Annotated in this window: 15 protein-coding genes; 9 read left to right on the top strand and 6 right to left on the bottom strand. The window is 50.0% G+C overall.

Going from position 1 to position 14,109, the window contains the following annotated elements:
* Positions 1–7 precede the first annotated feature (7 nt).
* Positions 8–841 carry a 4,5-DOPA-extradiol-dioxygenase gene (gene ygiD / locus BUB18_RS23215; RefSeq protein WP_073085648.1) on the top strand — a complete coding sequence of 278 codons (834 nt, stop codon included), beginning with the start codon at positions 8–10 and terminating at the stop codon, positions 839–841.
* Between the two features lie 79 nt (positions 842–920).
* On the opposite strand, the gene BUB18_RS23210 is transcribed toward ygiD, so the two are convergent.
* A complete protein-coding gene (locus tag BUB18_RS23210) occupies positions 921–1,517 on the bottom strand; it encodes a LysE family translocator (RefSeq protein WP_218588092.1) in 597 nt (198 codons plus the stop codon).
* Between the two features lie 217 nt (positions 1,518–1,734).
* Here BUB18_RS23210 and BUB18_RS23205 point away from each other — a divergent pair, with 217 nt between their 5' ends.
* From BUB18_RS23205 to BUB18_RS23170, 8 genes are all read left to right on the top strand, one after another.
* Complete coding sequence (locus BUB18_RS23205) at positions 1,735–2,430, top strand: dihydrofolate reductase family protein (RefSeq protein WP_073086028.1); 696 nt, start codon at positions 1,735–1,737, stop codon at positions 2,428–2,430.
* Positions 2,431–2,633: 203 nt separating this feature from the next.
* Positions 2,634–3,080, top strand: coding sequence for a MarR family winged helix-turn-helix transcriptional regulator (locus BUB18_RS23200; RefSeq protein WP_073085643.1), 447 nt, complete (start codon positions 2,634–2,636; stop codon positions 3,078–3,080).
* 51 nt (positions 3,081–3,131) lie between these two features.
* Positions 3,132–3,494 (top strand): DUF1304 domain-containing protein, encoded by a 363-nt coding sequence (locus tag BUB18_RS23195; RefSeq protein WP_073085641.1) that lies wholly within the window; start codon positions 3,132–3,134, stop codon positions 3,492–3,494.
* Between the two features lie 25 nt (positions 3,495–3,519).
* On the top strand, positions 3,520–4,152 hold the full coding sequence (locus tag BUB18_RS23190) for a nitroreductase family protein (protein ID WP_073085639.1): 633 nt from the start codon (positions 3,520–3,522) through the stop codon (positions 4,150–4,152).
* A gap of 253 nt (positions 4,153–4,405) precedes the next feature.
* Positions 4,406–5,305: an NAD(P)H-binding protein gene (locus tag BUB18_RS23185; RefSeq protein WP_073086026.1), complete on the top strand. Its 900-nt coding sequence runs from the start codon at positions 4,406–4,408 to the stop codon at positions 5,303–5,305.
* Positions 5,306–5,317: 12 nt separating this feature from the next.
* Complete coding sequence (locus BUB18_RS23180; RefSeq protein WP_073085637.1) at positions 5,318–6,217, top strand: helix-turn-helix domain-containing protein; 900 nt, start codon at positions 5,318–5,320, stop codon at positions 6,215–6,217.
* Between the two features lie 22 nt (positions 6,218–6,239).
* Positions 6,240–6,773 (top strand): Crp/Fnr family transcriptional regulator, encoded by a 534-nt coding sequence (locus BUB18_RS23175; RefSeq protein ID WP_073085635.1) that lies wholly within the window; start codon positions 6,240–6,242, stop codon positions 6,771–6,773.
* Positions 6,774–6,824: 51 nt separating this feature from the next.
* Positions 6,825–7,385: a DinB family protein gene (locus BUB18_RS23170; RefSeq protein WP_073086024.1), complete on the top strand. Its 561-nt coding sequence runs from the start codon at positions 6,825–6,827 to the stop codon at positions 7,383–7,385.
* Here the strand turns inward: BUB18_RS23170 and nagA are convergent.
* From nagA to BUB18_RS23145, 5 genes are read right to left on the bottom strand one after another with little or no spacing between them, the layout of a single operon-like run.
* On the bottom strand, positions 7,372–8,559 hold the full coding sequence (gene nagA, locus BUB18_RS23165; protein WP_073085633.1) for an N-acetylglucosamine-6-phosphate deacetylase: 1,188 nt from the start codon (positions 8,557–8,559) through the stop codon (positions 7,372–7,374). The two genes, BUB18_RS23170 and nagA, sit on opposite strands and share 14 nt — an antisense overlap.
* A 15-nt stretch (positions 8,560–8,574) precedes the next feature.
* On the bottom strand, positions 8,575–9,894 hold the full coding sequence (locus tag BUB18_RS23160) for a sugar MFS transporter (RefSeq protein WP_073085631.1): 1,320 nt from the start codon (positions 9,892–9,894) through the stop codon (positions 8,575–8,577).
* Positions 9,895–9,920: 26 nt separating this feature from the next.
* Positions 9,921–10,652 carry a glucosamine-6-phosphate deaminase gene (locus BUB18_RS23155; protein WP_073085629.1) on the bottom strand — a complete coding sequence of 244 codons (732 nt, stop codon included), beginning with the start codon at positions 10,650–10,652 and terminating at the stop codon, positions 9,921–9,923.
* 33 nt (positions 10,653–10,685) lie between these two features.
* The gene (locus tag BUB18_RS23150) at positions 10,686–12,134 is read right to left on the bottom strand and encodes a Gfo/Idh/MocA family oxidoreductase (protein WP_073085627.1); all 1,449 of its coding nucleotides are present in this window, start codon (positions 12,132–12,134) and stop codon (positions 10,686–10,688) included.
* Entirely contained in the window at positions 12,124–14,103 is a 1,980-nt protein-coding gene (locus BUB18_RS23145; RefSeq protein ID WP_073085625.1) for an alpha/beta hydrolase family protein, read from the bottom strand. The genes BUB18_RS23150 and BUB18_RS23145 overlap by 11 nt, the downstream gene beginning before the upstream one ends.
* Positions 14,104–14,109 lie beyond the last annotated feature (6 nt).

Raw genomic sequence — 14,109 nt, 5'->3', positions numbered from 1 at the left:
TTTAAGTATGACTACTTTTTCGGCATTCAGAAATTTTACAGATAATTTGCAACCTACCGATCAGCTGATGCCGGTGCTCTTTATCGGTCATGGCTCGCCCATGAATGGTATTGAGGACACGGAATTCAGTCGCAGATGGGCTAAAATGGGGGAGGAGATACCAAGACCCGCCGCCGTGCTGGTAGTATCCGCTCACTGGTATACCCGTGGTACTAAAATTACAGCCATGGATTTTCCCCGTACCATTCACGATTTCGGCGGCTTTCCGCAGGAACTGTTTGATGTACAGTATCCAGCACCGGGAGCTCCGGAGCTGGCCAGAGAAACGGCTGACTTACTGCAAACGGTACATGCGGAGCTGGACCATGACTGGGGCCTGGATCATGGTGCCTGGACGGTAATCCGGCATATGTATCCGAAAGCAGATATTCCGGTGCTGCAACTGAGTATCGACTTCACCAAAGGTGCACAATATCATTATGATCTGGCCCGCGAATTATTTGCCCTCCGTAAAAAGGGCGTACTGATTATTGGTAGTGGTAACATGGTGCACAACCTTCGCCTGGTAGCGTGGGACCGGCTCAATGACGTCAACTACGGATTTGACTGGGCATTAAGCATCAATAATAAATTCAAGGAGCTAATTCAAAGCGGTGATCATAAAGCATTGATCAATTACAGTCAGCTCGGCAAAGAGGCGATGCTGGCTATTCCTACGCCGGATCACTATTTTCCGCTGATGTATGCACTGGGATTAAAATCGGAGAAAGATGCCGTGTCGTTCTTTAATGATAAAGCCGTGGCGGGGTCACTGACGATGACGTCGGTGAAGTTTGGATAATGGCATTTAAAGATAGATAAAACCAAAAAAGCGCTGTACATTTTATGTACAGCGCTTTTTGCAAGGTATACGTTTTAGATTATTTCTTCGACATCGCAATCTTCAACCCCATCAAAATATACACCACCCCCGATACCTTTCCCATTCTGCCGGCAAACTTAGGATTTGCGCTCAGTCGTTCAGAAAATGTAGCAGCCAGTAAGGTTACAATCGAAAACCATACGATGCCTATCAGGCAGCAGCTCACACCCAATAAAATAAACGGCGCTGGGCTGGACAGGTTTTCCCTTGCAATAAACTGTGGGAAAAATGACAGGAAAAACAACGCCACCTTAGGATTGAGGATGTTGGTGACCAGGCCGGTGTAAAAGTTTTTCAACGGACTTTTTTCCTCGTTGTCAGGTGTGCTGAGGTCCAGGCCTTTGCCCTGGAGCAGACTCACCACCCCGAGGTAAATCAGGTAGCCGGCACCCAGGTATTTGATAATGGAAAATGCCAGTGCTGATTTTGCCACAATCACAGACAGGCCCAGTGCTGCAAAAGTAGTATGTACCAATACGCCGGAGTTGATGCCCAGTGTGGAGTACAGGCCTGCCTTACGACCTTCGCCAATAGTTTTGTTGAGGATGAAAACCGTGTCAATCCCTGGCATCATGATGAAAAAGGATGCCGTCATCAAAAACAAAAAGTAATTCTCAATTCCCATATGTAATACGCTATGAATGGTTTGCCCTGACTATTGCAGCAGGTAATGGTTGGATATTTAATTTAATAATGTGACCGTTGGTTTTGATCGTTTTGGAGTGCAAAGAAACGGGATTATATTGATATGTAGGGTGGTTTTTGATTACCGCAACTTTTTTTCGGGCAGGCTGTTAGCTAAAAATAAAAAAATGAACCACCCGAAAATTATATGTCATATGATGTCGACCATAGACGGAAGAATCATTGTTTCCGGCTGGGGCGATGATGCTACCAGGCAAGCCTATACGGAGATTTACAACAACTGCCACAACACCTTCGACAGCGATGCCTGGCTTTGTGGCCGTGTTACCATGGCCGAGTTTGATAATGCAGAGGAGCCGGGCTCGGTGCCGGTAAAGGATAAAATTGAACGGGTATTATTTAAGGGAGATGCCAGCGCCGATTCATTTGCGGTGGCCATTGATGCACATGGGAAGCTGGGATGGAGCACCAATGAAATCGGCGGTGATCATATCATACAGGTGCTGACAGAAAAAGTCAGCGATGGCTACCTGGCATACCTGCAACAGCGGAGGGTCTCTTACCTTTTCGCGGGTAAAGACACGGTAGACCTGGCAGCTGCCTTATCGCAGCTTCAAACAAATTTTGGTATCAATAACATCATGCTGGAAGGTGGCGGAAGTATCAATGGCGCATTTTTGCATGCAGGCTTAATCGATGAAATCAGCCTGCTGATTGTACCGGTAGCGGATGGAAGATTGTACCGTGCTACTACGTTTGATGTGCATCAGTCGTTCGTAACCTATGTGCCGCAGCTGCTGAAACTAAAAAGCTGCGAGCAGCTGGAGCACGAGGTGGTATGGCTGAAGTATGGGAAGAGATAAGTTGTGTTGATTTAGTGAACTTATTAAGCTTCCAGGTTACCAGCCCCCCGCGCGCAGCGCGGAATCCCTCCCATGACACCGAAGGTATCATGTAATCAAACAACATAATATGTATGTCCAACAATCATAAAACTATAACTCTATAAAATGTTCCATTTAAATTGTGCACAATCTAATTGCTAAAAATTCATTACCTTTACTGTATGGTTCCTGATCATTACCTGAAACTCGATAACCAATTCTGCTTTCCTGTATACGCCTTGTCAAGGGAAATCATCCAGTTGTACCGCAAATTTCTGGACGAACTGGATATTACCTACCCGCAATACCTGGTATTAATGGTATTGTGGCAGCACGACAAGCAAACAGTAAACCAATTAGGGGACAAGCTGCTGCTCGACAGTGGCACACTCACCCCACTACTGAAGCGACTGGAACAGAAAGCACTGGTAAACCGTAACAGGAGCAAAGCGGATGAAAGGGTAGTGGAAATATCCCTGACAGCCGCAGGAGCACAATTAAAAGAGAACGCCAGGCGTATTCCCAAAGAGATGTTTGATCTGCTGGGTATTACACTGGAAGAGATGGAAATGCTGAAAAGCATTGCCCATAAGGTCTTAAAATATAACGCGCGGGAGCAGAAAGGATGATTAAACAAATCACCTTTCTATGTGTAGAGCAAATGTTAAATACTATTTACCATGTTCATACTTGCACAAATACTGACTGCTCTCGTTGCCATAGAGCACCTGTACATCCTTTGGATGGAAATGTTTGCCTGGGAAACGGCGGGAAAGAAAACGTTTAAAAACTTTCCGCCGGAACTCTTCAAACCTACTAAGGGATTAGCCGCCAACCAGGGACTGTATAACGGTTTCCTCGCGGCAGGGCTCATCTGGTCATTCCTGATCAGTGACGCACGCTGGGCAGAAAATGTACGCATCTTCTTCCTCGCCTGCGTAATTGTGGCCGGCATGTTCGGCGCACTAACCGCCTCTAAGAAGATATTCTTCGTACAGGCGTTACCGGCAATACTCGCCCTCTTAGCAGTGTTGCTGGCATGAGTAAGGAAATAAACTTTAATATAACATGGCATTATTAGGAGATTTACAGTGGAGGCACGCAACAAAAGCCTACGATCCGACTAAAAAAGTAAGTAAAGAAAATATTGATAAGATAGTAGAGGCAGCAAGACTCGCACCTACTTCCTCCGGCTTACAGCCTTTCAAAGTATTTGTGATAGAGAGCCAGGCCATCAAAGAAAAATTGGTGCCCGGCGCGCTTAATCCGGACGTAATGCGCGATTGCTCCCACGTGCTGGTATTCGCCGCATGGGATAAATATACGCCTGAACGCATCGATAATGTATACGAAAAAACGACCACAGAAAGAGGTCTTCCTGCCGGCAGATTCAACGCTTATACAGATAAGCTGAAACAGATGTACGGTGCCCAAACAGCCGAACAACACTTTGAGCATACCGCCCGTCAAACATACATCGCACTGGGACTGGCATTGGCACAGGCAGCGGAACTGCGCATCGAAAGCACTCCTGCCGAAGGCTTCAGCAATGAACTGGTAGATGAAGTGCTTGACCTGCACGCACAAGGACTCAAATCCGTTACGCTCCTGTACCTGGGCTACGGTGATAAAGAAAAAGACTGGCTGGCACCCATGAAAAAAGTAAGGGCTGCTAAAGAAGATTTTGTAGTGGAGATATAATGTAACTACAATTCAGGGGAAACCTTTGGTTTCCCCTGAGTTTGCTTGTGGTCAGCCTTCGGCTGACCACAAGCAAACCTCACCAACTTAACACAAGCCTTAGCTGCTTACCTGCTTGGCTGCTTTGCGAGAGAAAAAGACAAAGGAAAATCCTTTGCGTGAAAACCCCTTAGATTCCAACACAACAACCATAGATTCCATCACACGCACACCTGTAACAATCTTCACCTTTGCTTTACAAAAAACACAAAACATGAAGATTGTAATCACAGGCGCACTGGGACATATCAGCAAGCCCCTCGTTACCTCCCTGATAGCAGATGGACACCAGGTAACCGTTATTTCCCGCAACCCTGACAACCAGGCGGCCATTCAACAATTAGGCGCTACCGCAGCCGTCGGCTCAGTGGAAGATGTTGATTTCCTGACACAAGTATTTACCGGAGCAGATGCCGTATATACCATGGTGCCGCCCAACAACTATTTCGATCATAGCCTCAACCTGGTGGAATACTACCGCCGGCTGGGCCGTAATTATGCCACCGCCATCGCCGCCGCTGGGATAAAACGGGTAGTCAACCTCAGCAGCATCGGTGCACACCTCCAAAAAGGAAACGGCATCCTCATAGGGGCCAATAATGTAGAGCAACTCCTGAATACATTGCCAGCAGACGTAGCCATCACGCACATGCGCCCTACCTCCTTTTACTATAACCTGTTCCCTTATATTCACATGATCAAAAGCACAGGCCGGATAACATCCAACTATGCCGGCACAGACCTGATACCCTGGGTGGCACCGGTCGACATCGCAGCAGCCGTTGCGGAGGAACTGGTAAGGCCGTTTAACGGCAGGGATGTGCGCTATGTGGTGAGTGAAGAAGTAACCTGCGATGATACGGCTGCTACACTGGGCGCCGCCATCGGCCTGCCGGACCTGCGCTGGGAGCTCGTGCCGGACGAAGCCGTAACCGCCGGACTCATCGAAATAGGCATGAATCCTGAAATTGCCGCCGGACTGGTGGAAATGTATGCCGGCTTACACAGCGGCTTGCTGGCGGAACATTACCATCTCCATAAACCTGCGCAATTCGGAAAAGTAAAACTCAAAGATTTTGCGAAGGATTTTGCCGCCGCATATGCTCAAAATTAACGAACTTGTATTATGCCCGCCGTACATCGATTTAAAACCATCAGTGCCTTTCACGAGTTCAGGAACTTTCCTAAACCCGCACACCCGCTGTTTAGCATGATCAACGTAGGAGAAATGCCTCCAGGCGATTTCCCCGACGTGCAGCACATCGTGCAGGACTTTTACCTGATCGCACTCAAACGTGGCTTTACTGCGAAAATGAAATACGGTCAGCAGGAATATGATTTCGATGAAGGCATCATGGCCTTTATGGCGCCGGGCCAGGTTTTTAGTATCGGCACCAGCCCTGCCGATATGAAGCAGTCCGGATGGATGATTTACATCCATCCGGACTTCCTGTGGAACACCCCGCTGGCCAATAAGATCAAGCAATATGAGTTTTTTGATTACGCAGTGAATGAGGCCCTGTTTCTCTCGGAAAAAGAAGAAGCCACCATTCTCAGCATCATCGAACATATTGCACAGGAATACCAACACAGCATCGACCGCTTCAGCCAGGACATCATTGTAGCCCAGCTGGAAGTGCTGCTGACCTACGCGGAAAGGTTTTACCAACGGCAGTTTATTACCCGAAAAGTAAGCAGTCATCAGCTGTTAGCGCGATTGGAAGAGCAGCTGAATAACTGGTTTGTGTCGCAGAAAGGGCTGCCTTCTGTAACGGAAATTTCTGCCGCACTCCACGTATCTCCCAATTACCTCAGCGGTGTATTGAAAAACCTGACGGGCAAAAGTACCCTGCAACATATTCAGGATAAAGTAATCGCCGTGGCAAAGGAAAAACTCAGCACCACCACCATGACTGTCAGCGAAATCGCCTATGAGCTGGGGTTTGATTATCCGCAAACCTTTAGTAAATTGTTTAAAGCCAAAACTGCTGTGTCACCACTGGAATTCCGGCAGTCATTTATGTAAACCTGCTGTAGCAAAAGCAAATATGAACGCCGTAGAAATCTTACAAACCTTTCGCGACCAACATCTGTTCGACCGCACCATCACCCTTGGCCGTAACGAATACCTGAAACAGTCCGGCACCGCCGACACCAACATTTACCTGATAGAAGAAGGCAGTGTGAGAATATTTATAGTGGATGGCGAAGAAGAAAGAATTATCCGCTTCGGCTACCAGGGAAATATCATTGTTTCGCTGGACAGCTTCCTCTCCGGGAAGCCCTCTGAATTTTATATGCAGGTAATCCGCAAGGCCACCGTCAGCATCATTCCAAAGGAAAAATTTATGACGTTTATCCGTAGCAGTGAGCAATACCTGCAGCTATGGGCCACCATCCTGGAAGACCTGGTGCTACAACAGGTAGAGCGCGAAAAGGACCTGCTTATCCATGCCCCTGCGGAGCGCTATGAACGCGTGCTGAAAAGGAGTCCGCAGCTGTTCCAGGAAATTCCGCATAAGTATATCGCCAACTATTTACGTATGACACCGGAAACATTATCCCGACTCAAAAAATCTTGATCTCAATCAAGAACAGGTATGCGTATATCCGGGACCTTTGTAAAAAAAATTATGACGATCCCTGTTGAACAACTGCTCTCGGAACTGGAAAATATGACACAGCAAAACATCGCCTTTGTGCAGCAAATCCGCCAGCAAAACGAAACGCTGTGGCATCACCGGCCTGCCTCCGGTGGCTGGACCATCCTGGAATGCATCGCGCACCTGAACCTGTACGGTAACTTTTATATCCCTGAAATAAACCGCCGTATGCAGGCGGCAAGGTATACGCCTGCTTTGCTTTTTAAGAGTGGGAAGATGGGAAATTACTTCGCTGAAATGATGCTGCCCAAAGCGAAGCCGAACAAAATGAAAACGCTCAAAGCCATGAACCCGCTGCATGCAACGCTTGACCGGGACACCCTGGATACTTTTTTACACCAGCAGCAACAACTGCTGGATATCCTGGAGCGTTGCCGCCATACCAACCTCACCAAAGTGCGCACCTCCATCAGTATTATGCCATGGCTCCGGTTACGACTGGGAGATACATTGAGAGTCGTGATTTATCATAACCTCCGCCACGTGAAGCAGGCGGAAAGGATTGCAGCCAGGCAGCCTATAACGCATTAAATACCACACGGCCATTTACCATGGTCCATTGCACGTGGATGTTTTCGTCCATGAGGAGAATGTCGGCATCCTTACCGGGTGACAACGAGCCTTTTTGCGCGGCTATACCCATAATACGTGCCGGGGTGAGACTCATCATCCGCACCGCTTCCACCAGCGGGATACCGGCTAGGTGAATCATGTTGCGCACCAGTCGGTCAGTAGTAGCCACGCTGCCTGCAAAGGCGCTGTAGTCGGGAAGTTTGGCGACCTCGTCTTCAATAATCACGTCTAAACCTCCATGTAGCGGCCCTAAAATACTAGGCCCCGGCGGCATGCCGGCAGCGCGCATGGCATCGGTGATCAGTGCAATACGGTCCGGCCCTTTGATTTTGTAAATGAGTTTGAGCAAGGCTGCCGGCAGGTGTACACCGTCCGCAATAATTTCTGCGTCCAGCTCGTCCATCAGGTATACACTTTCGATCACACCAGCGTGGCGAAACAGGTTGCGGCGGGTAACACCGGACATGGCAGAATAAAAATGCGTTGCCAGCGTAAATCCACTTTCATAAGCGGTTACCACTTCATCATAAATAGCATCGGTATGAGCTATCGCCGGCAGGATGCCTCTGCTGCGCAAATGGCGCCCCATTTCCGGCGCTCCGGGTAATTCCGGGGCAATGCTCCAACGCACGATATGCGGGCTGTAATCGAGTATTTCCTGGTATTCTACCGCATCGGGATGGCGGATGTATTTGGGATGCTGCGCACCGCGCTGACTCATGGCAAAATAGGGGCCTTCCATATGTATGCCCAGGAACGCCGCACCGCGGGTGTTCAACGGCAAGGCAGCAGCATAGCTGTCCAGCGTACGCAGCAGGTCCGCTTTTTCGGCGGTCAGGGTAGTAGGCACCATGGCAGTAGTGCCATAGCGGGCATGCAGGTTGGCCACCGTCAGAAATGCTTCCGGGGTAGCATCCATAAAATCAGCCCCGCCACCACCGTGGATGTGCAGGTCAATAAAGCCCGGCGATATATACCTGCCACCGGCGTCAATCACAGTGGCACCGGGTGTTTCAGGATTTCCTGCAGTTACGTCCAGAATCTTGCCGTCCCGAATAATCACTGTTCCATGGTGGATCACCCGTTGTGGGGTAATAATATTTCCGTTGATAATTTTCGTCAGCTGCTTCATAACACTACATTTAAATTAAAGCCATCCTCTCACTTTGTAACCCCTGAAGGCATAAAATACAAGATACAGGTAGCAGGGGAATAATACCCAATAGGCTTCCCGCACATGATAATGGTCGGCAAAATAGCCGTAGAGCAGCGGCATTATTGCATTGCCGCACAGCCCCATAATCATTACCGAGGCACCCAGTTTGGTAAAGCGACCCAGTCCATCCAGCGCCAGCGGCCAGATGCCGGCCCATACCAGGGAGTTGGCCAGCCCTAACAATACGATGAACCAGATAGATACGTCCGCATGATGCCCCAGGAGAATTACATCTCCCTTAGTAAAAATAATAAGTAAAGTGAAGCAGGCCCCCAGGATAGTGCAGGCCTGCAATGCTTTTAGCTGGGAAATGTATTTAGGGATAAGGATGATGCCCCCGAGATAGCCGCAGATCGTGGCTGTAAGGGTATAGGAAGGGAATACTTTGGCTTCCAGCAATGGCATGCCATTGGAAAGCGCATAGCCAATAATGGTATCCACCGCTATCACCTGCGTGCCCACGTGCAGGAAAATGGCCAGGGCGCCCAGTATCAGGTGGGGGAATTGGAAGATGTTGGTTCTGCCGGCATTGGCAGTTGCCACTTCCCCGGTTTCCTGCTCGGTATTGATTTCGGGTAACGGGGACAGGCGTACGATCAGGCCCAGGCCCACCAATACGCTTCCCAGTACGGAATAAGGCAGTATTACCCGGCGGATCAGCGCATCCAGCGCGGCATTTTTTTCTGCCACACTCATGGTGTCCAGGCTGGCAAACAAATCATTGTCCGTAGCTTTCAGGATCACCGCTGCCAGCAACAGTGGCGCCAGGATGCCTGCTCCCTTGTTGCAAATGCCCATTACGCTAATGCGCCGGGCGGCCCTTTCCTTTGGGCCCAGTATGGTAATGTAAGGATTGGCGGCCGTTTGCAGCACCGCCAATCCAAGTCCTATGGTAAACAACCCCAGCAGAAATATTTCGTACGTGCGAAAGAGTGCCGCCGGAATAAAAATAAATGCCCCTAATGCCATCACCAGGAAACCCCACATGATCCCGTTTTTAAAGCCAATCGCTTTCAATAAATACCCCGATGGTACCGACATGACGAAATACGCAATGTAAAAGGCAAAGGCCACCAGGTATGACTGAAAGTGATTCAGCTCGCACGCCACTTTGAAGTATGGAATCAGGATCGCATTTACCCACGATACAAAACCGAATACAAAAAAGAGCATGCCAATGATCAGGAGGGATATCGTTGTGTCTTTCTTACTAAAGGCGCTGGCATCTAACACCGCTGACTTTCTCTGCATGAATAGGTTGTTTGATGAATTCAATTTCAGGACAGCGCAGATGCTGATTCCTCGTCCAAATAAAATACGCAGTCGGCATGCTGCTGCAATATGCTGGCCGGATACAGGTTGCTTACCGGTTGTTCCAGGCTGTTTTTAACGGCTGTAGCTTTGCGGATGCCAGGTACAGAACAAATGATGTGCTTCGACAGCATGATCTGGTGTACACTCATGCTGATGGCTTTTCCCGGCACTTCCTCTTCGGAAGCAAACCAGCCTTCGTTCATTTGCTGGCGCCTGCAGGCAGCATCCAGCGCTACCACGAGGTAAGGCCGGGTGGTTTCAAAATCAGCCGGCGGATCGTTGAAGGCGAGATGGCCGTTTTCGCCAATGCCTACCAATGCTACGTCTATTGGATGATCCTGGATGAGCTTACCCAAACGGCTACACTCTGCTTCAGGATCGGTTTCGCCATTAACAAGATACGCATTTTTCAATGGGGGTACTTTCTCCAGAAAACGTTCTTTCAGGTATTTGCGGAAACTGGCCGGATGTGTTTCCGGCAGCGCAATGTATTCATCGAGGTGGAACATGTTCACTTTGCTCCAGTCAATATCTTCCCGGATCAGCTGATGAATGGTTTCGAACTGGCTGGTACCGGTGGCCAGGATAATGTTGGCAGTACCTTTTTCGCGGATGGTGTCACGGATTAATGCAGCGGCAGCTTTTCCTGCCATGGTTCCCAGTGCTTTCGGATCATGTGATCGGATTACTTTCATTGGACAAAAAGATTATATATTCAAGGTTAAAGTTTACGATGCGGTGCGTGCGGTGGTAGTTCCGCCGGTGGTGAGTGAAATATCTACCGGCTTATTCGTTTTCCAGGCGCCGGCGGTGAAATCTGGCATGTCAATGGAGTTGGAGCGATTCGCTACGGACCACTCACTGAGCAAGCCTACAGCAGTCCAGCTGGCAGCGTCATACACATCCATGTCCATCGGTAAACCGTTGCGCAGGCAGTCGATCAGGCGCCAGTCCATTAAAAAATCCATGCCACCGTGGCCCCCAATTTGCTTCGCCATTTCACCCAGTTTGTGAATGATCGGTGGTGTATATTTCTCTTCGAGTTTATTAAATTCCTCCGGTGATACCCATCCTTCATGGCTCACGGCAATGCGCGGTTCCAGCGGATATTTCTGTGCCACCGCTTTTGTACCGCTCACCAGGTGAATCCTGGAATACGGGCGGTGGGAGGTCACATCATGTTGCACCATAATCGTACGACCTTTTCGTGTACGGATGGTCGTTACATTCATGTTACCCCGGAAAGGCTTGCCTACCCATTCTTTCATGGAAGGGTCCTTCGCGGCTGTTTCTTCTGCCAGTTGTTCCAGCATAAAATCGTTGCTGGATACAGAGGTGAGGTACTCCATACTATCGCCGCGATTGATGTTCATCACCTGGCAGATAGGTCCCAGGCCATGCGTAGGGTAGAGGTTCCCGTTGCGTTTAGCGTTTTCTTTGAGTCGCCACAGGTCATAGCGCTTCGTTTTATCAAACAGGCTGTCGCCAATATCATGGATATACGCTCCTTCACCGTGTACAATTTCCCCGAAGAAGCCTTGTCGCGCCATGTTCAGCGTAAGCAGCTCAAAAAAATCGTAGCAGCAGTTTTCCAGCATCACGCAGTGTTTGCGGGTGGTTTCAGAGGTCTCCACCAGCTGCCAGCACTCTTCCATGCTGGTAGCCGCGGGAATTTCCATGGCTACGTGTTTACCCTGTTTCATGGCGTAAACAGCCATGGGTGTGTGCAGGCTCCAGGGCGTGCAGATGTATATCAGGTCAATATCTTTGCGTTCGCACACTTGTTTCCAGGCATCTTCCGTGCCAGCGTATAGCTGCGGATTGTGGCCGGGGCGCTTGATGCGGGCTTTAGCTTCGGTTGCTTTTTCCGGGCGGATGTCGCAAAGGGCTTTGATTTCGATGCCATCGAGGTAGGAAATTCTTTCTACTGCGGCGCCGCCGCGGTTGCCGAGCCCGATGTAGCCAATGCGCACGGTGTCAATTTTAGGAGCAGCATAGCCGCACATGTTAAAGCGCTGCGTGTATTTGCGTGCGGCCTGCCGGCGAATCTGTTCCAGGCGGTTTTTACTGCCGGGCGCTACCTGCGCCAGTGTTTCGCCTGGCAGCAGTGCGGTGCCGGTAAGCCCGAGACCCGCGAGGCCGGCGAGTTTCAGAAAATCTCTACGGTTATTTTTCATATGCAATGTTTTCTGTGTTGATGGTGGTGTGTGCGTTTGTTCCCGTTCGTTTTGTTATGTCGTGGAATTCGTTTTCAATTTTAAGTGCTGCTGCTTTGTTAAATGGCTGACCTGAAATGCTGACCGGTGCTGCGATGCGGACTTTGGCGTTGCTCAGTGCTGCCAGCAACGAAACATCGCCCCATTGCAGGATACCCGGAATATGTATGGCCATGTTGTAATGATCGATGTGTACGCGGTCATCAAACACGTAGCTTACGGGGCATTCGTTCAGTTGTATGTCGCTGACTGTTGTGTCCAGCGCGGCAAACGCCAGTGCGGCAATACTCGCTTCCCTGTTGGCATACAGGCTAATATTACTGGTATGTTCCTGTTTTTTCAGGAGAGAGATGAGGGCCTGTATTTCCTGCACCCAAAGTCCCTGCACGGTGTGACCCAGCCACATGGCGGATCTGGACAGGGTATGGAAAGGGGGGAGGCTACCATCCACCTTCGTGGCAGTATCCGACCGATGTTCGCCGGTACCCCAGAGATCGGCCAGCATTATGCCTTTTCCGCTGGCTAAGATGCTGTCTATCACTGCAGCGGGAATGCTGTCTTTCCCGCGGGAGTCTAACAGCAACGCATATCCGTTTTCTTGTTTTTCAGGTGCGTGCAGCAGCACGGGAATTGTTGTGTTTACGGTAGTATTTACCAGGAGTGTTTGCCATCTCCCTAAAGTACCTGCCTGCTGCGCCTTAGTAAAATCAGCAGTTTGCGGTATGTGCAGCAGTTGTGCCAGCGCTGCACGTTTTTGTTGGCTATTTATTTTTTGGGCAGACAGTAAATGCTGCTTTAGCTGTGTCCCTGTTTGGTGGCAAAATGCTTCCGTGCTCATTACAGCCGCATCCCGTTTGCCTTTAGGGAAAACCGCTAGCTGTTCCTGTGGGAGCAGTTGCGCACTGTCCGCCCGGTGCGGGTTGGTATGGTACACCTGTTGCAGCCAGGTGATCACCGCTGCACGTATTTCCGGCCAGTAGCCGTGGGTGGTGTTAAACAGCTGGTAACTGGCTTTGTTGGCGGCATACACCGGCTGCAGATTTTCCCAGGTGCGCAGCATTTCCGCCGGCTGAAAAGTGGGACTGGCATCGCGGAGTGCATTACAAATTTTCAGGTGTCGGGGAGAAATTAATCCCACTACGCCGGCTTCTTCCGTAAAGGTAAGTCCATCCGGGAGCAGCTCGCACACGCAGTTGCTATGCATCACGTACGATTCAAAGGTGCCCACGCTTACTACCGGCGCGGCTGCGCTGATACGCTCGTCCATTGCGGCCAGCCACATGGTTTGGTTGCCTCCGCCACTGGCGCCGGTGGCGGCTATACGTTTTTTATCCACCATGGGTAGTGAGCAGAGGAGGTCCACCCCGCGGATGTTATCCGTGAGCTGCATGCCCAGAAGGGTGTTGCCTGTATTGAGCAGTGCCGCCCCCAGGTTGGCGCCATGGTATTCCAGCTCACCATGTATCGTGGTTCTTTCGCCGGAGCCCCAGGCATCTATGTTAAGGCATACAAAGCCCTGCTGTGCCAGCTCATGGGCCATGGCCTGCACCATATCGCTGCAGCGGGCGCCGGGCCAGTGGCCATGACTATTCACCACCGCCGGAAAGGGCCCTTTGCCATCCGGTATATACAGGTTGGCTGTGGCAAATACGCCGGGCCTGGTTTGGAAATAGATATGCTTTACCACGTACCCCTTCAACTGCGTTTTACCGGTTTCCTTTACCAGGAGTGGTAAATCGTGCTGGATCAGCGCACCTGATTTTGCGAGTATTTCTTTTTTAAGTGCTTCACGGTTAACCGCTGCGTGCCGGTGTGCCGCAAAGGCGGCAGCAGCTTCCGTTTTCAGCTGCTGGTTAATGCCGTCAGGCGGTGTTTGCCGGTATACTTTCGGTAGCACGGTATCTTTCGTATAACCGTTTGCGTAAGTCATGGTTTC

The organism is Chitinophaga jiangningensis, assembly GCF_900142605.1.
Lineage (GTDB): Bacteria > Bacteroidota > Bacteroidia > Chitinophagales > Chitinophagaceae > Chitinophaga > Chitinophaga jiangningensis.
Note: the sequence above shows the minus strand (reverse complement) of the source record. Positions and strands in the feature narration are given on the sequence as shown.